The 21,332-nt window shown below is 66.0% G+C and carries 23 protein-coding genes; 13 read left to right on the plus strand and 10 right to left on the minus strand.

The window, feature by feature from the left end; all coding sequences use genetic code 11:
* Nucleotides 1-14: 14 nt before the first annotated feature.
* From PHA81_RS05495 to PHA81_RS05510, 4 genes are all read left to right on the plus strand, one after another.
* A complete protein-coding gene (locus PHA81_RS05495) occupies nucleotides 15-176 on the plus strand; it encodes a DUF6757 family protein (RefSeq protein ID WP_005039741.1) in 162 nt (53 codons plus the stop codon).
* Nucleotides 177-288: 112 nt separating this feature from the next.
* Nucleotides 289-819 carry a cupin domain-containing protein gene (locus PHA81_RS05500; protein WP_005039738.1) on the plus strand — a complete coding sequence of 177 codons (531 nt, stop codon included), beginning with the start codon at nucleotides 289-291 and terminating at the stop codon, nucleotides 817-819.
* 96 nt (nucleotides 820-915) lie between these two features.
* On the plus strand, nucleotides 916-1,125 hold the full coding sequence (locus PHA81_RS05505) for a hypothetical protein (protein WP_005039736.1): 210 nt from the start codon (nucleotides 916-918) through the stop codon (nucleotides 1,123-1,125).
* A 99-nt stretch (nucleotides 1,126-1,224) separates the two neighbouring features.
* Nucleotides 1,225-1,614: a DCC1-like thiol-disulfide oxidoreductase family protein gene (locus PHA81_RS05510; protein ID WP_005039734.1), complete on the plus strand. Its 390-nt coding sequence runs from the start codon at nucleotides 1,225-1,227 to the stop codon at nucleotides 1,612-1,614.
* A 21-nt stretch (nucleotides 1,615-1,635) separates the two neighbouring features.
* Here PHA81_RS05510 and PHA81_RS05515 read toward each other — a convergent pair whose 3' ends face one another.
* Nucleotides 1,636-2,799 carry an acyl-CoA dehydrogenase family protein gene (locus PHA81_RS05515; RefSeq protein ID WP_005039732.1) on the minus strand — a complete coding sequence of 388 codons (1,164 nt, stop codon included), beginning with the start codon at nucleotides 2,797-2,799 and terminating at the stop codon, nucleotides 1,636-1,638.
* A gap of 40 nt (nucleotides 2,800-2,839) precedes the next feature.
* Nucleotides 2,840-3,553, minus strand: a complete 714-nt coding sequence (locus PHA81_RS05520; protein WP_005039730.1) for a type 1 glutamine amidotransferase — start codon at nucleotides 3,551-3,553, stop codon at nucleotides 2,840-2,842.
* 166 nt (nucleotides 3,554-3,719) lie between these two features.
* On the opposite strand from PHA81_RS05520, the gene PHA81_RS05525 reads away from it, so the two are divergent.
* From PHA81_RS05525 to PHA81_RS05535, 3 genes are all read left to right on the plus strand, one after another.
* The gene (locus PHA81_RS05525) at nucleotides 3,720-4,994 is read left to right on the plus strand and encodes an ABC transporter substrate-binding protein (RefSeq protein ID WP_005039728.1); all 1,275 of its coding nucleotides are present in this window, start codon (nucleotides 3,720-3,722) and stop codon (nucleotides 4,992-4,994) included.
* Nucleotides 4,991-6,274, plus strand: coding sequence for an ABC transporter substrate-binding protein (locus tag PHA81_RS05530; protein ID WP_005039725.1), 1,284 nt, complete (start codon nucleotides 4,991-4,993; stop codon nucleotides 6,272-6,274). Before PHA81_RS05525 ends, PHA81_RS05530 begins: the two co-directional genes overlap by 4 nt.
* 76 nt (nucleotides 6,275-6,350) lie before the next feature.
* A complete protein-coding gene (locus PHA81_RS05535) occupies nucleotides 6,351-7,310 on the plus strand; it encodes an ABC transporter ATP-binding protein (protein ID WP_005039723.1) in 960 nt (319 codons plus the stop codon).
* Nucleotides 7,311-7,343: 33 nt separating this feature from the next.
* Here PHA81_RS05535 and PHA81_RS05540 read toward each other — a convergent pair whose 3' ends face one another.
* Genes PHA81_RS05540 through PHA81_RS05555 form a run of 4 tightly spaced genes read right to left on the minus strand, consistent with a single transcriptional unit; the run spans nucleotide 7,344 to nucleotide 10,485 of the window.
* Complete coding sequence (locus tag PHA81_RS05540; RefSeq protein ID WP_005039721.1) at nucleotides 7,344-8,909, minus strand: alpha/beta fold hydrolase; 1,566 nt, start codon at nucleotides 8,907-8,909, stop codon at nucleotides 7,344-7,346.
* Nucleotides 8,906-9,451, minus strand: coding sequence for a poly(R)-hydroxyalkanoic acid synthase subunit PhaE (locus PHA81_RS05545; protein WP_005039719.1), 546 nt, complete (start codon nucleotides 9,449-9,451; stop codon nucleotides 8,906-8,908). The genes PHA81_RS05540 and PHA81_RS05545 overlap by 4 nt, the downstream gene beginning before the upstream one ends.
* Nucleotides 9,452-9,493: 42 nt before the next feature.
* Nucleotides 9,494-10,174: a hypothetical protein gene (locus tag PHA81_RS05550; RefSeq protein ID WP_005039717.1), complete on the minus strand. Its 681-nt coding sequence runs from the start codon at nucleotides 10,172-10,174 to the stop codon at nucleotides 9,494-9,496.
* On the minus strand, nucleotides 10,171-10,485 hold the full coding sequence (locus PHA81_RS05555; RefSeq protein ID WP_005039714.1) for an AbrB/MazE/SpoVT family DNA-binding domain-containing protein: 315 nt from the start codon (nucleotides 10,483-10,485) through the stop codon (nucleotides 10,171-10,173). The genes PHA81_RS05550 and PHA81_RS05555 overlap by 4 nt, the downstream gene beginning before the upstream one ends.
* 227 nt (nucleotides 10,486-10,712) lie before the next feature.
* Here PHA81_RS05555 and PHA81_RS05560 point away from each other — a divergent pair, with 227 nt between their 5' ends.
* Nucleotides 10,713-11,309 carry a MaoC family dehydratase gene (locus PHA81_RS05560; RefSeq protein WP_005039711.1) on the plus strand — a complete coding sequence of 199 codons (597 nt, stop codon included), beginning with the start codon at nucleotides 10,713-10,715 and terminating at the stop codon, nucleotides 11,307-11,309.
* On the opposite strand, the gene PHA81_RS05565 is transcribed toward PHA81_RS05560, so the two are convergent.
* Genes PHA81_RS05565 through PHA81_RS05575 form a run of 3 tightly spaced genes read right to left on the minus strand, consistent with a single transcriptional unit; the run spans nucleotide 11,306 to nucleotide 15,039 of the window.
* Nucleotides 11,306-12,169 carry an alpha/beta hydrolase gene (locus tag PHA81_RS05565; RefSeq protein WP_005039710.1) on the minus strand — a complete coding sequence of 288 codons (864 nt, stop codon included), beginning with the start codon at nucleotides 12,167-12,169 and terminating at the stop codon, nucleotides 11,306-11,308. The two genes, PHA81_RS05560 and PHA81_RS05565, sit on opposite strands and share 4 nt — an antisense overlap.
* Before the next feature lie 45 nt (nucleotides 12,170-12,214).
* Complete coding sequence (gene cgi121 / locus PHA81_RS05570; RefSeq protein ID WP_005039707.1) at nucleotides 12,215-12,739, minus strand: KEOPS complex subunit Cgi121; 525 nt, start codon at nucleotides 12,737-12,739, stop codon at nucleotides 12,215-12,217.
* Nucleotides 12,740-12,768: 29 nt separating this feature from the next.
* Nucleotides 12,769-15,039, minus strand: coding sequence for an ATP-dependent DNA helicase (locus PHA81_RS05575; protein WP_273835736.1), 2,271 nt, complete (start codon nucleotides 15,037-15,039; stop codon nucleotides 12,769-12,771).
* A gap of 439 nt (nucleotides 15,040-15,478) precedes the next feature.
* On the opposite strand from PHA81_RS05575, the gene PHA81_RS05580 reads away from it, so the two are divergent.
* Nucleotides 15,479-15,757, plus strand: a complete 279-nt coding sequence (locus PHA81_RS05580) for a ferredoxin (protein WP_005039703.1) — start codon at nucleotides 15,479-15,481, stop codon at nucleotides 15,755-15,757.
* Between the two features lie 324 nt (nucleotides 15,758-16,081).
* Nucleotides 16,082-16,444: a nuclear transport factor 2 family protein gene (locus PHA81_RS05585; RefSeq protein WP_005039701.1), complete on the plus strand. Its 363-nt coding sequence runs from the start codon at nucleotides 16,082-16,084 to the stop codon at nucleotides 16,442-16,444.
* A 40-nt stretch (nucleotides 16,445-16,484) separates the two neighbouring features.
* Here the strand turns inward: PHA81_RS05585 and serS are convergent, their stop codons facing one another.
* The gene (gene serS / locus PHA81_RS05590; RefSeq protein WP_005039699.1) at nucleotides 16,485-17,867 is read right to left on the minus strand and encodes a serine--tRNA ligase; all 1,383 of its coding nucleotides are present in this window, start codon (nucleotides 17,865-17,867) and stop codon (nucleotides 16,485-16,487) included.
* Between the two features lie 202 nt (nucleotides 17,868-18,069).
* On the opposite strand from serS, the gene PHA81_RS05595 reads away from it, so the two are divergent.
* From PHA81_RS05595 to PHA81_RS05605, 3 genes are all read left to right on the plus strand, one after another.
* Nucleotides 18,070-18,972: an MBL fold metallo-hydrolase gene (locus tag PHA81_RS05595; protein ID WP_005039696.1), complete on the plus strand. Its 903-nt coding sequence runs from the start codon at nucleotides 18,070-18,072 to the stop codon at nucleotides 18,970-18,972.
* A gap of 36 nt (nucleotides 18,973-19,008) precedes the next feature.
* On the plus strand, nucleotides 19,009-19,275 hold the full coding sequence (locus PHA81_RS05600; protein ID WP_005039693.1) for a hypothetical protein: 267 nt from the start codon (nucleotides 19,009-19,011) through the stop codon (nucleotides 19,273-19,275).
* A gap of 95 nt (nucleotides 19,276-19,370) precedes the next feature.
* Nucleotides 19,371-21,308, plus strand: coding sequence for a long-chain fatty acid--CoA ligase (locus PHA81_RS05605; protein WP_273835739.1), 1,938 nt, complete (start codon nucleotides 19,371-19,373; stop codon nucleotides 21,306-21,308).
* The last annotated feature ends 24 nt before the right edge of the window (nucleotides 21,309-21,332 follow it).

Below are 21,332 nucleotides of genomic sequence, written 5' to 3' on the forward strand. Positions count from 1 at the left end.
CCGAGGGTCGGGTGATGCAGTGTCACTACTGCGAGGCTGAAGCCGCCGTCGCCGTCGAGAAGAACGCCCTGAAGGTCGGTCTCTGTCGAACACACCTCCGCGAGCGCCTCCAAGAGCTCGCCGACGACGACGCACTCGCCGGGATCGAGGACGAACTCGACATCGATCGATCCTGACGGCACTCGCTGCCTGCCGCTCCCTGCTACCCCGCGATCGCCGACCGCGGGGCGCACCGTCGGTTTTCGTCCGCCCGAGCATCTATCCCCTCGTGGCCACTCGTGTCGAGCGATGCCCGTCGACGAAACCGACCTCGACTGGAGTTCTATCGGCCCCGACGACATCGGCTTCCGGCGCAAACAGCTCGGCGACGCCGATGGCGGCGACCAACTGGGCTGTAGCCTCTACGAGCTCCCTGCCGGCGAGCGCTCGTGGCCGTATCACTACCACACGAAAAACGAGGAGGCGGTGTACGTCCTCGCCGGCTCCGGTCTCCTGCGCCTCGACGACGAGGAGCACTCGCTGTCGGCGGGCACGTACGTCGCGCTCCCGACCGGCGAAGAGCACGCCCACCGGATCGTGAACGACGGCGACGAGACGCTCCGCTATCTCGTGCTGTCGACGATGGACGAGCCCGACGTGGTAGGGTATCCCGATGCGGGTGCGGTCGGGGTGTACGCCGGCTCGCCGCCGGGTGGCGACGAGGACGACCGCGAACTCTCGGGGTTTTTCGACCCCGAGGATCGGCTCGATTTCTGGACCGACGTGGCCGATACGGGATCGATGACGGTGGCAGAGTCGAGCGATCGATCCGAGGACTGACCCGCGTGGCTTGCACCTGACGGCAGTAGCTATAGCCCGTCATCGCTCGTTGTGACAATCGTCATGCTGGGGGATACCTCTGAGATCGATTCGGGGATGGACGTACTGGACAACAACGGCGATGAAGTGGGGACGGTCGCCACCGTCGACGACGACACGGCCTACGTCGACCTCGATCCGAGCCTGGGCGACGAGGTGAAATCGAGCCTCGGGTTCGGCGACACCGACGACGACACCTACGCGCTCCGCGACGAGATGGTCGACACCGTCGACGACGACGGCGTCCACCTCCACGGCGATCACTGACCGGCGCTCGCCCGGTCCCGTAATTTCGCCAGTGGAGGCCCGCCCGCGGATCGCCGCGACGACCGATGTCGTTTTTCGTGACCCGCTCGTGTTCGCGTCATGAGCAGTGCCGACCGATCCGCGCCACGGCTGGTCTACGACGACGACTGTGGCTTTTGCACGTGGTGGGCCGAGTGGGCCGTGCTGAACGGCGAGTTCGAACCCCGCGGCTTTTCGGAACTCTCCGAAACCGAGCGCGAGCGCCTCCCCGAGGACTGGGAGGAGTGTGTCCACCTCCTCACCGACGGCACGGTGTACTCCTGTGGGGCGGCCACCGAGGAGGTCCTCACGCGCACCGACACGGTCCCGCCCGAGATATTCGACTTTCTGAACGGATTCGCCGACTACGAGCAGCGCCGCGAGGACCTCTATCGGACGGTAGCCGACCGGCGCGATCTGTTGGGGAAAGTCGTCAGCGCAGAGCCGCCGGTGGGGCGCAAACGCGACTGATCTCGTTGGTGTTCGCCGGTGCTATTCGAACGCCGCAATCCCGGTCAGATCCTGCCCGAGGATCAGCGAGTGGATGTCGTGAGTCCCCTCGTAGGTGTAGACTGTCTCCATGTTGGCGAGGTGGCGCATCGGCGAGTAGTCGAGGGTGATCCCGTTGCCGCCGAGCATCTCGCGGGCCACTCGCGCCTGATCGCGCGCCATGCTGACGTTGTTGTACTTCGCCATCGAGACCTGCTGGGGGCGGAGGTCGCCGCGCTCTTTCAGGTCGGCGAGGCGGTGTGAGAGGAGCTGGGCGGTCGTGATCTCGGTGGCCATCTCGGCGAGCTTGCCCTGCTGGAGCTGGAAGCTCGCGATCGGCTTGTCGAACTGCTCGCGGTCGGTGGCGTAGTCACGAGCGGTCTCGAAGCAGTCCCGTGCCGCGCCGATCGCGCCCCACGTGATGCCGTACCGGGCCTGGGTGAGACACGACAGCGGCCCCTTCATTCCTGTGACGCCGGGCAGCACCGCCGACTCGGGCACCCGGACGTTCGAAAGCCCGATCTCGCCGGTGACGGAGGCGCGCATCGAGAGCTTCTCGTCGATCTTGTTGGTGCTCACGCCGTCCCGATCGGTCTCGACGAGGAACCCTCGTACTGGTGAGTCCTCGGCCGACGTGTCGCGCGCCCAGACCACCGCAACATCCGCAATGGGGGAGTTCGTGATCCACGTCTTCGATCCCGAGAGCACGTACTCGTCGCCGTCTTTCTCCGCGCGAGTTTCCATTGCCGACGGGTTCGAGCCGTGTTCGGGTTCGGTGAGACCGAAACAGCCGACTTTCTCGCCGGTCCCGAGATCCGCGAGCCACCGCTCCTTCTGCTCGTCGGAGCCGTAGGCGTGGATCGGGTACATCACGAGTGCGCCCTGGACACTCGCCATTGATCGAATTCCCGAGTCGCCCGCCTCCAGCTCCTGCATCAGGAGGCCGTAGGCCGTCTCGGAGACGCCAGGCAGGCCGTATCCCTCCAGGTTCGGGGCGTAAAATCCCAGCTCGCCCATCTCGGTGATGAGTTCTTCGGGGAACGTGCCGTTCTCGAAGTGCTCGCCGATGTCGGGGTTCACTTGCTCCTCGACGAACTCCCGCGCGGTGTCCCGGATCAGCCGCTCTTCCTCGTCGAGATCTGCCTCCAGCCCCACGTAGTCGAGCATACCGCCGCCTCGCGGCGCGCGGCAAAAAACCCTCGTACCCTCAGTCGCCGGCCGCTTCGTCAGTCCGTGCCGTCGATCCCCCGCCGTCGCGCACCTCGCGGACCGAATCGGTGAAATTCTCGAAGAGTGTTTTGGCCTCGCATGCCGCCGCGTAGTTCGCTTCGGTGATCCCGTCGAGCACCCGATCGATGCGCTCGTCGGCGAGGTCCTTGCCCCGAGTGACCTCGCGGGCGGTCGCCGGATCGTACTCGGGGTGGAACTGCACGCCGACCGCGTTGCCGACCCGGAACCCGTGGACGCCGTAGTCGTTTTCGGCGATCTGCTCGGCTCCGGGCGGGAGTTCGGTCACGGTATCGGAGTGGGTGGTGAACACAGTGGCGGGGCTCTCGACGCCCGCGAACAGCGGATCGTCGTCCACCTCGACGTCCCGGTAGCCGATCTCGTAGCTCCCCATGTCCGCGACTTCTCCACCGAGGGCGGCCGCGAGCACTTGGTGGCCGAAACACACTCCCAGAACGGGCATGTCGCGCTCGACGGCCGTCCCGACCCACTCGACGAGAGGATCGATCCACGGCTCGTCCCAGTAGACCGACGCGCGCGATCCGGGAACAACTGCTCCGTCGAACGCGAACGTGTCGGGCACGCCGTCGCGGACCGCGAACTCCGCGAGGTCGGCGTCGAGTTCTCGACGGAAGTTCCGTCGGGTGTTCTCGTTCTCGGACGGATCGAGCAGGGCGATGCGTGGCCGCGTCATCGTTTTCCATTGACTGCTCGTGCCTGTTGTACGTTCCGTTCCTGCACGGAACCGACACGACGCTCGGTGATTCTCGGGTCGTATCCCTCGTTTGCATGTCTCTCCGTTGTCTTTAGGAGCGCCTAAAACCGGAAGGTTTAGTACGATTTAGGGACGCCGAAATCGTATGCAACGACGACGGTTCCTGACGGGTGCGGCGACAGCGAGTGCACTGCTTGCGGGCTGTACCTCCAGTGACGGGGACGGCGATGGGAACAACAGCTCCGCGGGCGGGAACGAGTCGACGACCGCCGCGAACGGGACAAGCACTGCGGCGGCCACCACGACAGCCGGATCGACCGCGACCGCGTCCGGCAACGGGACCGACGCCGGGGCCCAAACGGGCACGGAGAACGGGACCGAAACGGACGGCCAGAGCGGAACCGAGACCGGGAGCTCCTACAGCGTCTCGATCGCGCCGATGGGTGAGGTCACGTTCGACGGCGTTCCCGAGACGTGGGTGGCGAACAACGGGAGCTGGGCGGATATGGGGGCTGCGCTCGGCGTCGCCCCGCCGAAAGCGGTCTGGCTGCCCGAACGCTATCACACCCAGTACTACGACGAGGTTCCGGGGGTTTCGGTCGACAAAAGCGGGATGCAGGCGCTGTCGAGCGACGGCGTGAGCAAGGAGCTGTTCTACGAACTCGACGGCGACGTTCACGTCATCGATCCCAACTTCCTGCTCAACCGGTTCAAGGGATGGAAGCAGTCGGACATCGAGGAACTCCGGACGAACGTCGGTCCCTTCTTCGGCAACAGCAGCTTCTCGCGAGGCTATTCGTGGCACGAGGACTACCAGTACTACACGCTCTACGAGGCGTTCGGCAAGCTCGCCGAGATGTTCCAGCGTGAGGACCGCTACGAGCAGTTCGTGGAACTCCACGACGAGATGCAGTCGAACCTCTCGGAAGTCGTCCCATCGAACGAAAGCGAGCGCCCGAGCGTCGCGATCCTGTGGGCGTCGGGCAACGAACCGGAGGAGTTCAGCCCGTATCTCATCGGTGAGGGGACCAGCTTCAAGCAGTGGCGCGATCTCGGGGTTCGCGACGCGCTCGCCGAAACCGACGTCGGGAACTTCCATGCGAGCCGCTCGGCAGTCGACTTCGAGACCCTCCTCCAGATCGATCCCGAGGTGTTGTTGTTCCGTGGCCACGAGAGCCAGACCGCCGAGGAGTTCCAGAACACCGTGGTGCAGTTCATGAAAAACAACTCGACGGCGAGCGCGCTGACGGCCGTCGAGAACGACGATGTCTACCGCGGTGGCCCGCTGTACCAGGGGCCGATCACGAACTTCGTCACGACCCAGCGCGCCGCAGAGCAGGTCTACCCCGACCGCGTCTCCGGTCCGCTGTACGATCCCGAGCGCATCGCGCCCATCGTCGACGGGAACGGCGAATCGTGACTGACCGCGACGCCATACGGCCGACGCGACGCGCGTATCTCAGAGCCGGTGCGATCGTCGGCGGTGGGCTGCTCGCCGGCTGTGCCGGCCGTTCCGGAAACGCCAACTCGGACACGGAAAACGGCGGTCAGGACGGCGGCAACAGCAGTGTGAACGCCGACAACGCCAGCGGCGGTTCCGCAAGTGACGGAGCGCAGACGAACGCCGACACGAACGCCACTGCCGGCGGCGGCGGGAGCTACACCGCGTCGATGGCTCCGATGGGTGCCGTCGAATTCGATTCCGTACCGCAGAGCGCCTTCGCGATCTTCCCGCAGTACGCCGATATGGCGGTCGCACTCGGTCACGGCGACGCCGTGAATGCGGTCTACGTGCCCGAGATGTCCGGCACGACGATGAATCACTACTACGATCGACTCGACGGCGTCTCCTTCGACTGGCAGGGACTCCCGGACCCGCTGAGCGACGGCCTCGCCAAAGAACAGCTCTACAGCCTCGGTAGCGACGTCCATCTCGCCGACCCCGCACACGCTGCCACCAACGACAACTGGAGCCAGGCCGATGTCGAGGAAGTCGGGGCGAACGTCGCGCCGTGGTTCGGGAACTTCTACAGCGGAACGCACGCCGAGCCACCATCGTCGTACCGTGATTCGTACCAGTACTACGGGCTCTGGGAGCTGTTCGGGAAGGTCGCCCAGGTGTTTCAAGAACGCCAGCGCTACGAGGCGCTCGCGTCCGTCCACCGGGACCTCCGATCGACGATCGAAAAGGGTCTGCCGCCGAAGGACGAGCGCCCGACCGCTGTCCGCGTCACCCTCAGCGAGGGGTCGTTCTACACCTACCATCTCAACAAGCCCGGCTACTGGCTGGCCGACACTCGGCCGCTGGGCGCGAACGACGCGTTCGCGGACGAGGACTGGTCCGATTTGTGGGGGACGGTCGGTTACGAGACCATGCTCGAGGCCGATCCGGACGTGATCCTCCATCTCTGGGGGCTCACGCCGAACCACGACATGGCGGAGATCCGCAGCCAGCTCGCGGACCACTCCGTCGGCAGCCAGCTCTCTGCGGTGCAGAACGATCGGGTGTACCCTGCTGGAATGCGCTATCAGGGCCCCATCATGAACCTCTTCCAGCTCGAAATGGGGGCAAAGCAGCTCTACCCCGAGCAGTTCGGCGAGTGGCCGGAGTACACCGACGGGAACCCCTATCCCGACATCCCCGACGACGAGCAGCTGTTCGACCGCGGTCGCGTGGCGCGTATCGTCACCGGTAACTAGTAATGGCTGCTCGGTGCGTCCTCACCGGAGGGAGACAGCCGAAACGGTTTTGAGCCCTTAGGGAGACCTAAAACGCATGGACGACGAGCGACGGACTGGATCGGCGACGACCGACGAGGACGAGCGAACCGCCGATTCGCGATCCACGTCGGACTCGCCTCGCGTGACCGACGGTGGTGTGACCGCGGCGTCGGCTGCAAGCGAGGCGGTCCATCGTCAAGCCGCGGCGGACGACGCGGAGCCGCCACGGAGTGCGCTCGTCGGCGAGGATCTCGCCATCAGCTATCCGACCACCGAGGAGCCGGTCGTCGAGTGTACGCGTGTCGACATCCCCGAGGGCGAGATGACGGCGCTCGTCGGCCCGAACGGCTCCGGGAAGTCGACGCTGCTCAAAACGCTCTCCGATCACCTCGCGCCCGACGGCGGCGCGGTCGCGCTGAACGGCCGCGCGATCAACGAGTACGGCTCGAAGGAGCTCGCCCGCGAACTCGGCCACCTCTCCCAAGAGAACGACTCGCCCGGCTCGATCACCGTCGAGGACCTCGTCTCTCACGGCCGATACCCGTATCGCGGCACGTTCGAGTCGGTCGACGACGCCGATCGCGCCGCGGTCGAGCGCGCGATCGACCTCGCGGGGATCGATCACCTCCGTGACACCGAAGTCGGCCAGCTCAGCGGCGGCCAGCGCCAGCTCGCGTGGATCGGGATGGTGCTCGCCCAAGAAACCGACGTCCTCCTGCTCGACGAGCCCACCACCTTCCTCGATCTCCATCACCAGCTTCGGGTGATGGAAACGGTACGACGGCTGAACCGTGAGAAGGGCGTCACCGTCGCGGTCGTGCTCCACGACATCGCCCAGGCTGCACGCTTCGCTGACTACCTCATCGCGCTCAAAGACGGCGCGGTCTACGACTGGGGCCCGCCGGCCGACGTCGTGACCGAGGGACTGCTCGCCGATGTGTTCGGCGTCGAGGCGGTCGTCGAGGGGACCGATCACGGCCCGCGTCCGGTCCCCATCCGACCGCTCGACGGCTGAAAAGCGTTCTCTCTACAACCCGTTGGCCGCAACTCAGGACGCCTGTTCGATCCACTCGGTAGCGCGACTCTCGGACACTTCGGCAGCGTCGGCAACAGTTGCAGCGTCGGCGGCCGCGAGGTCCGCGGTCGTCTCGACCCCCGCCCCGCGTAGCCGCGCGGCGTAGGTGTCACCGATCCCGGAAACGGTTTCGAGACCCGACTCGTCGTCAGCCTCTGCGTCGCTTCCATCATCGCTAGCGGCCACGTCGTCGGCCGTTTCGCTCGCACTCTCGATTTCTATTTCGGCGGCCTCGGTGTCGAGCTGTGACCGTTCCTCGAACCACTCGCAGACCTGCGGCCAGACGTTCTCGTGGGAGCTACCCGAGACCGAGAGCCCGATGTGGCCCGTCGGATACTCGATGATTGCGGTGTCCTCGCTCGCGATGACGTCGTTGAACGGTTTGCTCGTCTCGGAGGGGATGAGATGGTCGTACTCGCCGGTGATCTGGAGGACGGGCATGTCGATGTTCGCGAGATCGACGTGCTCGCCGCCGTCAGCGCGCTCGCCGCCGTCGGACTCGCTTCGCTCACGGCTTCGCCGTTCGCCGTTCCGAGGTCGTTCGAGAGGCGCGTCGCGCCTCTCGTGATGACGAGACGCCGAAGGCGTCTCGGACCACGCTCCCTCTGGTTGCGCCTCGCTTCGCTCGCCCGACGAGGATCGCGAACCGGCGGTTCGCTCACCGCCGAGGTACAGCTCGTTCTCGTAGAGCTTGTTGTCCTGATAGATGTCCTCGACGAACTGGGCGAACGTCGCGCCCGCGACATCGATTCCCTCCGAGAGCCACCGCTCCATCCGCCCGAAGTTTTCGACGAAGTCGTCGTTGTCGAGGTTGTCGTACAGGCGGACGTACTTCGAGACGTAGTTCGAGACGGGATCCATCAACGCGAAGCCCACATCGAGCATCTCCGCGGGTGCGTTGCCGTAGGTCGCCCGGAGTTCGTCGGGCGAGAAGAACTCCTCGTCGCCCCAGAGTTCGAGTACTCCTCCAGTGTCGTCGAAACAGAGCCCGGCGGCCATCAGCCCGAGATTCCGGACCTTCTCGGGGTGGAGCGCGGCGTACATCGCCGACATCGTACCACCCATGCAGTAGCCCAGAATATTGATCGAATCCTGGTCCGACTCCTCGCGGACTTCGTCGACGCAGTTCTCGATGTATCGGTTCACGTAGTCGTCGAGGGTGAGATGCTGATCGAGCCTGGAGGGTTCGTTCCAGTCGATCATGTAGACGTCGAAGCCCGCCTCCAGGAGCCGCCGGATCACCGACCGGTCGGGCTGGAGGTCGAGGATGAACGGCTTGTTGATCAGCGCGTAAATCACGAGGATCGGCACGTCGTGCTGTTCGTCGGTCCGCGGCTCGTAGTGGAGGAGTTCGAGCTTGTTCTCGGTATACACTACTTCGCTCGGGGTCTCGCCCACCTCGACCGAGAGCATCTGGTTCAACTGCTCGGGCGCGACCGTGGTCTTCTCGACCGCCTCGGCGGCGGCCTCGAAGCTCCGGCGCTGGGCGTCGAGCGCCGTCGTGAACGGGTTGAACGCCCCCGTACCGCGGTCGCTCATTCGTCCTCCAGCAGCCGGTCGAGCTTCTTCGACACCTCGTGTTGGCGGCGTTCGAGTTCGACGAGACGTTCACCCACCTCGTCGATATCGTCGCGGGTGGCAAAGCCGAGCGCTTCGAGCGTGTCCTGACTCAGGTCGTCGACGTCCTCTTGGAGCTCCATCAGGTTCCCGACCATCTCGCCGGTTCCTGCGGCGAACGCGCTGGTGCCCATCACCTCGGAGAAGGCCTCGTTCGCGCTCTGGAGCCAGATGTCCCGGAGCTCCTGTACGTCGACGTCTTCTCCCTCGGCGGCCGCGGTGAGCCGGGTGGTCATCTGCTCTGCGGCCTCCATCCAGACGTCGACGGCGCGCTCGTACCCCTCGATCCCCTCCTTCGTGGTTCCCTCGTCGGGCATCGACCCCTCGAACGCGCCCATCCACGACTCCATGAACGCGGCTTGGGCCTCCATGTTCTGCTCGAAGGAGTTCGCGACCGCGTCGTTCATCTCGGTCATCATCGCCGCCCAGTTCTCCTGTACGTCCTCCGGGTTCATCTCGCTCATGGTGGGTTGTGGTCGGGTGGTGGCTAAAAGGTGTGTTGCCGCTCAGGCCGTCTCGTCTTCGACCGCGATCTCGAACGCCTCGGTCTGGGACTGGAGCTGCTCTTCGAACGCCGCGGCCTGCTCGCGGAGGCGCTCCTGGAACGCCGCTGCCTCGTCGAACTGGTCGTCCATCCGCGCCTCGAACTGCTCTTGGAGTTCTTCCGTGCGTTCGAGCTGCTCGTCGAGCTGCGCTTCGAACGCGTCCTCGAACTCCTCGGTTCGCTCCTCGGCTTCGTCGATCGTCGCGAGGGTCTCCTCGTGGAGTTCCTCGTGGGCGTCGAGCAGCTCCTCGACTCCTTCGCCGACCGCCTCGGTGGACGAGACCGCAAGCTCGTCGTGGCTATCGAGGGTTTCCTCGGCCGCGCGCTCGAACGCGTCGAAGGTCTCGGCATGGGCGGCGGTCAGCCGGGCAAACCCCTCGTCGGTCGCTTCGCGGACCTGCTCGACGCCGGTCCCGCTGGCGGGAACGGTCGCCGCGACGCTATCGAGGTAGCTTTCGGTTGCCGCGTGGAGCAGCTCGACGCCCTGGCGCTGGATCGTTTCCTGGCTTTCGAGGCCCGAGAGCGCCAGGCGGCCAGCCGTCCGCTGGAGGTCGAGGCCCTGCTGCATCGCCTCGTGGCTGCTGGTGATCGCGGATCGTTGCATTGCGAACGCTGCGTCGATGGGGGTTGTGTACTGGCTCATGAGTCGTCCTCGCGATTGCGTTTGACCGGCACGACGACGGTTTGGACGATGTCGCCCTCCTCGATGTCGAGCGCCTCGCGCTCGGCGTCGGGGATCGAGATCCGGCCGCCGCTCTGGACACGGGTCTTGAACGTCGCCGTTCCCATGCTCGACGCCGCGAACTCCGGAAGCCCGTTCGGCCCCGACCCGATGCCCGCGGTCATCATCTGGCGAGCGAACTCCGTCTGTCGCTCGACGGCCTGCTCGCCCGCCTCTTGGAACTGCTCAGCCCATTGTGCCGGCGGCCACGTCGTCTCGTCGTTGTCGGTCATCGCTTACCCCTGTCTACTCGTCCAGACGACATAAGACTTCCCTCCAATACCATTTATTGCCATAGAGTTCCTTCGAACACCGCAAACCGACTGTCACTCCCGCCATCCTGCTGAACGATGTTTCGCGCTCCGACGTGTTACTCGCCCGAAAAACGGTGCTATCGACCGATCGTCGACGCTTCCGCTTAGCATCGTTTAAGTATTCTCGGGGATGATAACTACTGTCAATGAGTTCCGGATCTCGGCACGACACGTTCGCGGATGCGTGGCTCCGCGGCTCGACCCGGTTTCTCGAAAACGTCTTCGAAGCGAACCGGGCCGCACTTGCGGCGTTTGGCGGGCACGAGACCGACGACACGCCGGCCGAGGGCGCGCTGGCCGGCGCGGAGCGTCCGGAGTGGGAAGTCGATCTCACCGAACATCGACGCGACGCACTCTCGGTCGGCGATCGTGTCCGGTTCACGAAAACGCTCACCGATGCCGACGTCCGAGCGTTCGCGCGTGCCAGCGGCGACACCAACCCTCTCCACCTCGACGAGAGCTTCGCCGAACGTACCCGCTTCGGTGGTCGGATCGTCCACGGCACGCTCGCCTCCGGGCTCATCAGCGCCGCGCTCGCCCGCCTTCCAGGATTGGTGGTTTACCTCTCTCAGGACGTCGAGTTCCAAAACCCAGTCGGGATCGGCGAGCGCGCGACCGCCGAGTGCGAGATCGTCGAGGACCTCGGCGAGCATCGCTATCGGATCGCGACGCGAGTCACGACCGACGACGTGACCGCCATCGACGGCGAGGCAGTCGTCCTCCTCGACGAGGTCGACGATTAGAGAAACTCGCCAACGGCGCGATTGAATTTCTCGGACTGCTCTCGCGGCGGCCAGTGTCCACATCGCTCGATGATCTCACACCTCGCCCCCGGAATCCGCTCCGCGGCCCGCTCGGACCACGCGACGGGGAAGATCGGGTCCTCGCGCCCGTGAATCAGGAGGGTCGGCACATCGAGTTCGTCGAGTCGGTCGCGATAGCACGTTTGGAGCCCACTCGCCCGGAACTCGTTGCGCTGCCACCTGGCGAGCGCCCGGGCCGCTCCCGGCGTGATCGATTTCTGTACATCGGCGACGAATTCGGGGGATGCGGCGACGGTGAGGCCCGCGAGGCTGCCCGCGACGGCAGCCGGGTTCAGGCCGAACCCCGCGCTCAGGAACTGATCGAACCCCGGCACGCGGAGCAGGCCGTACCCACCCGGTCGCCACGGCGCGTCCCGTCCCAGTCCGTAACTGTCTACGAGAACCAGTCGTTCGACCCGCTCGCTGTCGAGTGCGTGACCGAGCGCGAGCGCGCCGCCCATCGAGATGCCGACGAGGCGCACTCTCTCGACGTCGAGCGTCGCAAGGAAGGCTTGGAGCGTCTCACGATAGTAGTCGGTCGTGTACGCGACGTCCGGTGCGTCGCTCTCGCCGTGGCCAGGCAGATCGGGCGCGAACACTTGGTTTTCCCGAGCGAGATGCGGAAGGAGGTGTTTCCACGAGACGCCTGCGGCGTCGAGCCCGATCCCATGCAGGAGGACGATCGGCGACTCGTCGGCCTCGGTCTGACCGGCAGCGAGATATCGCAGTTCGACCGAATCTCCGTCGACGGCGACCTCGACCCGCTTCGATTCGACGCGTGCCGTCGACCCGGTTCGCATACGTAGGCTCCGCTCGCGGCGGGCATGACCTTTCGGAAACCCCACTCACTTCTCGACGTCGAGCAGTGCGACCCGCTCGCCCACCAGGGCGTCGAGTCCCGCGTGCGTGGCCGCGAGTTCCGCATCGCCGATCCCGAAGAAGTCCCGAACGCGCGCTTCGTCGAACTCGTCGAGCGTGTCGGTCTCGCTGAGGACACGAGCGGTGTCGAGTCGCTCCACGACTGCCGCCGCAGCCGCCCGCTCGTCGTTCGTTTCGCCGTCCTCGTCCGCCGCCACGACCACGACGACCGATCCCTCGCCCGCGTCGACCCCGAGTTCGAGCGAGCGTTCGATCTGGCGGCGTCCGGCGGCGTACAGCAGTATCTCGACCGCGCGCTCCCGTGCGACCGCCTCGTCGCGCGCCCGCGCACGATCGGCCAGTTCGAGCGCACGTTCGAGGTGGCCGCGCGAGACGATATAGCGCGCGTCGAACGCCTGAATCGCACACCCATGATCGTCGCCGATCACGCCGAGCCTCGCGACGAACCGATCGACGTCCTCGATCGTCGCCCGCCCCTCGACGAGTTCCATTCAGCGCTCACCCCGCTTGACCATCGCCATCAGAACTCACCGAGACTCGACTGGTCCTCGCGGTCGGCTTCGCCTCGCGCTGCGGTGCCGTCTTCCTGGCTGTTCGACCCCCCGCTCTCGACGATCACCGATCCTTCTGGCTCGATGCCTTCCATCGAGGGATCGGCCCGGCCGACGTTGTCGAGGACGTTTTCGGCGGTCTTCCGTCGACCGCGGAGCGCACCGAGCACGACGGGTTTATCCGCGTTGCGGAGGTCGGCGCGGGTCTCGATCCCGGTTTCGAAGAGCCGGCGGGCGCGCTTGCGGCCGACGCCGCGCACGCCAGCGAGGTCGATCAGTTCGGACTGGATGCCGTGCTGAACCCGAGTTCTGGCCTCCCTGACGGCTGGTGCCCATTCGAGACCGAGCTCGCCGGCGAGTCGCTCCGCAGCGGAGAGGAGCCACTCCGCGGTGTCGACCTTCCCGCGGAGGTCGCCCGGCCCGATTCCGTACCGATCGGTGATTTCGCCCTCGTCGAGTTCGCTCGCCCAGTCTTCGAGCATGCGCGCGGTTTTGAGCGCCGAGAGCCAGTCCTCCCACCGGTCCTCGAACTCGCTCGGCACACTCCCCAGGAGTTCGGTCTCGCGCTCGTGGGCGAGCATGGTGTACTCCTCGCTGTCGCCCGATCGGAGGTAGAGCTCGTACATGTCGGGCGTGCGACTCGCGAGATGAAAGAGTCCGAGCGCGCTCGGACGGTCGTCGGCCGCGCGGAGCCCGTCGACGATCTCGGCAGCGCTCATCGGATCGAGGTAGAGCCGCGAAACGGTGTGGCCGAGCGACGTGGCCTGGAGCTCCTCGCCATCGCGATCGAGGAAGTCGTTCACCACGAGGTAGTCGAGCATGTCGTCCGTAACCCGCTCCAGCCGACCGTTCTCGTCGGTCTGGGTTGCATACAGCGTCCGATCGAGGAATTCGAGGAGTCCGGACCGCGAACTCGCGAAGCCCGACGCCACGGTGGCAAGGAGGTGGGTACGGAGGGCGGGCTCGGCGGCGAGTTTCGAGCGGACGGGTTCGGGTTCGGTCCAGATATACCGGTCGAAGAGCTCGTCGAGTTCGTCGTGGCTGTTGGCGAGCAGGAGTGATTCGCCGTAGGGATCGAGTCCCGGCCGTCCGGCACGCCCGCACATTTGGTGGACCTCCAGCACCGAGAGGGGCTTCATCCCACCCGCCTCGCCGTCGTACCGTCGCCAGTCACGCACCACCACCCGCCGGCTCGGGGTGTTGACGCCGGCGGCGAGGGTCGGCGTCGCCGCAACCACCTTGAGCGCGCGCTCACGGAAGGCGTCCTCGACCAGCTCGCGGTGGTCGGAGGCGAGTCCCGCGTGGTGGAAGGCCGCGCCGCGCTCGACCGCGCTCGCGAGGTCTTCGCTGGTCTCGGTGTCGCTCACGTCGCGGATTTCGGCGGCCACGTCCGCCAGCCGCTCGCGTTCCTCGTCGGTGAGTCGTGATTCGACCGTGTCGGCGAGCCGCCGCGCCGACGCCTCGGCGTTGCGCCGCGAGTTCACGAACACCAGCGTCGAGCCGCCGTCGTCGAGCGTGTCGCGGACGATCGCGGCGGTCGGCTTCTCGCCGTCTCTGACCCCGAGCTCGTGCTGCTCGCCGTCCTCTAAGTGAATGGCCTGGCCGTAGTGGACACCCTTCTTGAGGTCGATCGGCCGCCACGTCGAGTCGACCAGCTCGGCGTCGAGCCACTCGGCGAGAATCTCTGGATTGCCGATCGTCGCCGACAGCGCCACGACCTGCAATCCCGGATTTCGCTGGCGGAGCTTCGCGAGCGTGACTTCGAGGGTGGGGCCGCGATGGCCGTCGTCGACGAGGTGGACCTCGTCGCTCACCACACAGGAGAGGTCGTCGATCCACGGCGCGTTGTTGCGCACGAGCGAGTCGACCTTTTCGGAGGTGGCGACGATGATGTCACACGTCGCAAGCCACTCGCCGTCGGACTCGTAGTTCCCCGTGGAGACCCCCACGCTGAGACCGTACTCCTCGAAGGCCTCGAACTCAGTACGCTTCTCACCTGCGAGCGCGCGCAGCGGGACGATGTAGAGCGCTTTCCCGCCGCGCGCGACGCTCGCACACATGGCGAGCTCGGCGACGAGGGTCTTTCCGCTCGCGGTCGGGACGCTCGCGACCAGGCTCTCGCCCTCCGTGACGCCCGCATCGACCGCTTCCGCCTGTGGGGGGTAGAGCTCCTCGATCCCCTCCTCCTGTAGATGGTCGGGCAGCCACTCGGGGACGCCCGACAGCGCCGAGACGTTCATTACCTACTCTCTGCCCGTTCTTCGGTTTAAACTGTTGTCTCGCACGGCGGAAGTGAACAGCGCGAAACAGCACCCGTTCGTCACGGGGCAGATCTGGTGAACTCGGTCACGCCGACCGCCGCGAGTACCGACTCAAATGAGAGACCGCCACCGCACCGCGACAGCCACACCCTCCCCAGCCGACTCCTTCGCTCGCTCACTTCGTTCGCTCCCTCAGTCATCCACCGTCAGAGCTACGCTCTGACGTGCCTGCACTCGCTGCTCACGGCTCGCTTCGCTCCCCGTTCACGTCCGCGGCCCTCCCTTCGGTCGCGCCGCGCTCCGCTCCCGCGCGCCACCCAGAAACCCAAATACTCACGACGGCGCGTCGTGGTTCTCGGCTCGGACCGGGCTGTCGGCTTGCCGTCAGCCATATGTCCGCGCCGCCGAAATCGCTGGTATGCGCATCGAGTACGACCGCGACACCTGCATCGGGATGTTCCAGTGCGTCGCCGAGTGGGACGGGTTCGAGGCCGACGAGGACGCCGGGAAGGCGATCCTCGTCGACGGCGAGGAACGCGAAGAAAGCACCGCAGCGCGAGGCGACGCCGACCGCGAGGGCACCACGGTCGTCCGCGAGATTCCCGACGACGCGGAGCTGGATGCGAAGTTCGCCGCGAGAGCGTGCCCCGTCGACGCCATCGCGGTCTACGACGACGGCGAGCGCATCATTCCCTGAACGTCTGCGGACGACTCCGTACCGAACCGACACAACTGTTATATCGATCGGCGAAGACACTTCGATTGAGACAGTATGTCACGGCGCGAGGGACACACCCATCTCGCTGAGTGGGCGGCTCTCGTCGGGGCCGATCTCCCCGAGGGCGTGCTCGACGGCGATCCCGAAAACGGCTGCTGAGCCCGCCGTCCGTCGGCTGGGACAGTCCGGACCAGGGATGCTGCGTGCGTCGCCCACTCCGAGAGTCCCCAGTCGTCCTGCCGTCCGCTCGGGTCGTACCGATAGTGTCGTCAGGTTCTTCTCTCCGACCGCCGATCCGCGCGTATGAGCGCGACGGCTGTCGTTCGATCGTACTACGCCGCCATCGACGAGAGCCGGTACGATGATCTCGCCGGCCTGCTCGCGGCCGACTTCGTCCACGAGCGTCCCGACCGGACGTTCGGGGGGCGCGAGGCGTTCGTCGTGTTCATGCGCGACGACCGTCCCCGCACCGACACGACTCACGAACTCGATGCGATCTATACCGACGAACCCAGCGGGGACGTGGCTACGGGAACCGAGACCGGTGGCGAGGTCGCCGTCCGTGGACGGCTGCTCGGTGCGGACGGCGAACGACTGTTCGGGTTCGTCGATGTCCACACCGTCGAGAACGGATCGATAGCACGCATTCGAACCTACACCGACTGAGATCGATCGTTCGGGACCGTTCCGGTGCGCCGCCGGCGATTCACTCCTTCCTGCCCGCCCCGACCGCGCTCTCGCCGACGGGTTCGTGGCCCTCGATGACCTCCTGACCACCCATGTACGGCCGGAGCGCCTCGGGCACCTCGACCGTGCCATCGGGGTTCTGGTAGTATTCGAGGATGGCGACCATCACGCGCCCGACCGCGGTCCCCGAGGCGTTGAGCGTGTGGAGATAGTCCGCCGACTCGTGGCGCTCCGGGCGGTACCGGAGGCCGGCCCGACGCGCCTGAAAGTCCTCGAAGTTCGACGCCGAGGAGACTTCGAGCCACCGCCCGCCCTCCTCGGGGCCGTCGTCCATGTCGTCGCCGGGGGCCCACACCTCGATATCGTACTTCTTCGCGGGCGCGAACCCGAGATCGCCGGTACACATGTGAAGCACCCGGTAGGGAAGCCCGAGCCGTCGCAGCGGTTCGGCGGCCTCCTCGACGAGCTCTTCGTGGCGGTCGTAGCTCTCCTCGGGACGGACGAAATTGACCAGCTCGACCTTGTTGAACTGGTGAACGCGGACGATCCCGCGGGTTTCGGTGCCGTGCTCGCCCGCTTCGCGCCGGAAGTTCGGCGTGTACGCCTGGTGCTTGAGGGGAAGATCGTCGTCCAGCAGGATGTCGTCGCGGTACATGTTCGTCACCGGCACCTCCGCGGTGGGACAGAGCCAGAGATCGTCGTCGTCGTAGCCCTCGTGCTCGTCCCCGCCGACCCGGTAGGCGTCCTCGTTGAACTTCGGGAGCTGGCTGGTGCCGGTCATCGATCGCGAGTTGACCGGGATCGGGGGGAACACGTCGACGTATGACTGTTCGCGATGGACGTCGAGCATGAACTGGATCAGCGCGTGCTCCAAGCGCGCGCCATCGCCTTTCAGGAAATAGAACCCCCCACCCGTGACCTTCGCGCCGCGCTCGAAGTCAAGGATATCCAACTCCTCGCCGAGGTCGTAGTGGGGCACGACGGGATCGGCCAGGTCGCGCAGATCGTCGAACCCCTCGCGGCGGACCTCGACGTTGTCCGATTCGTCCGCACCCACAGGAACGCTCTCGTGGGGGACGTTCGGAATTTCGAGGAGAGCGTCGTCGAGTTCTGCTTCGAGTTCGTCGGCACGTTCCTCGACCTCTTGGATCTCGTCTTTGAGCTCTTGGGAACGCTCGATGGCGTGCTCGGCCTCCTCGTCCTCGCCGGCCGCTTTGAGATCGCCGATCCGATCGCTGATCTGGTTGCGCTCATGGCGGAGCTCGTCGCCCCGGTTCTTGTGCTCGCGCCACTCCGTGTCGATTTCGAGCACGCGATCGAGATCGACGTCGTCGGCCCCGCGATCGGTGAGCGCTTGCCGGACCTCGTCGGTGTGGTCGCGGAGATACTGTCTGCTGAGCATTTGTCGGCGGTTTCACTCCCGGAGAGAAGTCTTTGTCGATGGAAGTGACGGAATCGACGCCATCCGGGGCCAGACCGGTCTCACGATCGTTCCCGTCCGTATCTCGACCACGATCCGTTCTCTTCGTCTGTATCCCGACCACGATCCAGCGACACCGTGCTCCCTGCGGGGGACTTTTGGGCCCACCTCGCGTGGGGTCGGCATGGCCATCGGCGACGTCTTCGCAGTCGAGGGGTGTCCGGATCTCTACTACGTCGACACCGGGATGTACGACACCGAGGAGTACGGCGCGGTGTACCTCCTCGACGCCGAACGACCCGCACTGATCGACACCGGGATCGGTACGCGCTACGAGAACATCCTCGCTTCCCTCGACGAGGTAGGGATCGCCCGCGAGGATCTCGCCTACATCCTCCCGACCCACGTCCACCTCGATCACGCCGGCGGCGCGGGCTACCTCGCCGAGGCGTGCCCGAACGCCACGGTCATGACTCACGAGATCGGGGTTCCTCATCTGATCGATCCCGAGGCTCTCGTCGCGGGCACCAAGGCCGCCGTCGAGGACCAGTGGAGCTTCTACGCCGAACCGAAACCCGTCCCCGAGGATCGGATCGAGGGGATCGCGGGCGGCGACGCGATCGACCTCGGGGATCGAACGCTCGACGTCCACCACGCGCCAGGCCACGCACCCCACCAAGTGATGTTTCATGACCGCGCGACCGACGCGCTGTTCACCGGCGATGCCGCCGGCATCTGGATTCCCGGGATCGAGCGGATCCGTCAGACCTCGCCCCCCTCGAACTTCGATCTCGACGCCTGCCTCGACGACGTCGAGACCATCCGCGAGATCGAGCCCGACGTGCTCTGCTTCGGCCATTTCGGCCCCCGCGAGTACGACGACGCGCTGATGACCGAGTACGCGCGCGTCCTCGAAGAGTGGGTCGCGGCCGTGGCGGACAAACGCGCCGAACTGGGAGATGACGAAGCGGTGATCGAACACTTCGTCGAGACGAGTGAGATGGTCGATGTGTGGGGCGAGCGCAAGGCCCGTGCCGAGGAGCGGCTGAACACCCGAGGCGTGCTCGCCGCCCTCGACGAACAGTAACACAACAGCTTTGTGAAAAAAGAACGGTGCGCCGGTATGGATAGTTCACGTCTCGCCGGCGTTGGGTTTCTCGTGGCCGGTCTGGTCGCCCTCTTCCAGTTCGGCGTCGATCCCGCCATCACCACCTCAGCGGTTTTCGGTGCCGTCATTGGTGTCGGGTGCTGCGCGCTCGGTGTCCTCTGGCTGCGAAACGGTGCCGGAACGGATACCACCCGTGACGGACGATCGGTTCCAGCCCCCGTCGCCGTCGTGGCTGCTGTCATCTTCTTCGGACTTGGGGTTGCAGCCTACGTCGCTGTCTGACTCCGTCCCCGCGACTCGCGTTCGGGTGAACGTGGTGAGTGCTCGTCGGAGGGAGGTTGCTGTCTTTTATTATGACTCCCGTCCCAGTGTGAGGCATGGCCTGGCAGGATGCGGAAGCGTCGTTCGAGAGCGATGTTCTCGGCGAGACCACAGTTCCGAAGATGTTCGAGGCGAGCACCCGCCGGAACGCCGAATTGGTGGCCCAGCGGTACAAGGGTGGGATCTACGACCGCTCGCTCGCCGGTCCCGTTCTCCCGACCGCCCCCGACGGCGAGTACGCGAGCCTGAGCTACGCCCGGATGCGCCGGTCGGTCCGACGACTCGCAGCCGGGTTTCGCGACCTCGGTGTGGAGGCGGGCGATCGGGTCGGCATCTTCGCGAACACCCGGATGGAGTGGGCCCAGACTGACTTCGCGCTCTTGGCTGCTGGCGGGGTCGTCACCACCGTCTACACGGGCTCCTCGCCAGATCAGGTCGAGTATCTCCTCGACGATCCCGGCGCGACGGGCGTCGTGGTCGAAAACGAGGAACTCCTCGAACGCGTGCTGGCGGTCGAGGACGAACTCGACCTCGAATTCGTGGTTTCGATGGACGAGATCGACGGCTACGGCGACCGCGACGACGTGCTCACGCTCGCGCAGGTCCACGAGCGCGGCGTCGGCGCGTTCGATGCCGATGCGTACGAGGGATGGCTCGACGACCGCGCACCCGACGACCTCGCCAGCCTGATCTACACCTCGGGCACGACCGGCCAGCCGAAGGGCGTCCAGCTGACCCACCGGAACTTCAAATCGAACGTCGATCAGGTCTATCGCCGGTTCGGTCCGCGGCCCGACAAGGGCGACACGCCCGCGATCGACACCGATTCCGAGGCGATCTCTTTCCTCCCGCTTGCCCACGTCTTCGAGCGGCTCTCGGGACATTTCCTGATGTTCGCGGCCGGCGCGACCGTGGGCTACGCCGAGAGTCCCGACACCCTCCAGGAGGACTTCGGACTCCTCCAGCCCACCACCGGCGCGAGCGTGCCTCGCGTGTACGAAAAGCTCTACGACGCCATCCGCGACCAGGCGGCCGAGTCCGCAGTGCGCGAACGGATCTTCGAGTGGGCGGTCGAGATCGGGCGTACCTACCAGACCGCGGACTCGCCCGGGATCGGGCTCCGCGCGAAGCGCGCGGTCGCCGATCGCCTGGTGTTCGGCCAGGTTCGGGAGGCACTGGGCGGCAACGTCGAGTTCCTCATCAGCGGCGGCGGCAGCCTCTCGCCCGACCTCGCCGAACTCTTTCATGGAATGGGGGTCCCGATCCTCGAAGGCTACGGCCTGACCGAGACCGCACCGGTCGTCAGCGTCAACCCACCCGAGGAGCCGGAAGTCGGCACCATCGGTCCGCCGGTCCACGACGAGGAAGTCCGGATCGATTCGACGGTCGTGGCCGACGACCTCGCCGCGAAAAGCGGGGGCGAGGTGGGCGAACTCCTCGTCCGCGGCCCGAACGTCACCGATGGCTACTGGAATCGGCCCGAGGAAACCGAGGACGCCTTCTCCGAAGGATGGTTCCGGACCGGCGATGTCGTCGAGCAACAGCCAGATGGGTATATCACGTTCCGCGAGCGCTCGAAACAGCTTCTCGTGCTTTCGACGGGCAAGAACGTCGCGCCGGGCCCGATCGAGGATTCGTTCGCCCAGCACTCGGCGGTCGAGCAGTGCATGGCGGTCGGCGACGGGGAGAAGTTCGTCGGCGCGTTGATCGTGCCGAACGAGGCCCACGTCCGCGAGTGGGCCGCCGACGAGGGGATCGATCTCCCCGACGACTCCCAGGCGCTCTGTGAGGACGCGCGCGTCCAAGAGTACGTTCAGGAAACCGTCACGACCGTCAACGAGGACTTCGAGGCCCACGAGAAAATCAAGAAGTTCGCGCTGGTGCCCGAGGAGTTCACCGAGGACAACGACCTCCTGACCCCGACGATGAAGAAGAAACGCCGGAACGTCCTCGACCGCTACGCCGACGAGATCGAGCGGCTCTACGGACGGTAGGTGGGTGTCGTTCGTGACGCCGAT

This window comes from Halococcus sp. PRR34 (genome assembly GCF_028617175.1).
GTDB classification, from domain to species: domain Archaea; phylum Halobacteriota; class Halobacteria; order Halobacteriales; family Halococcaceae; genus Halococcus; species Halococcus salifodinae.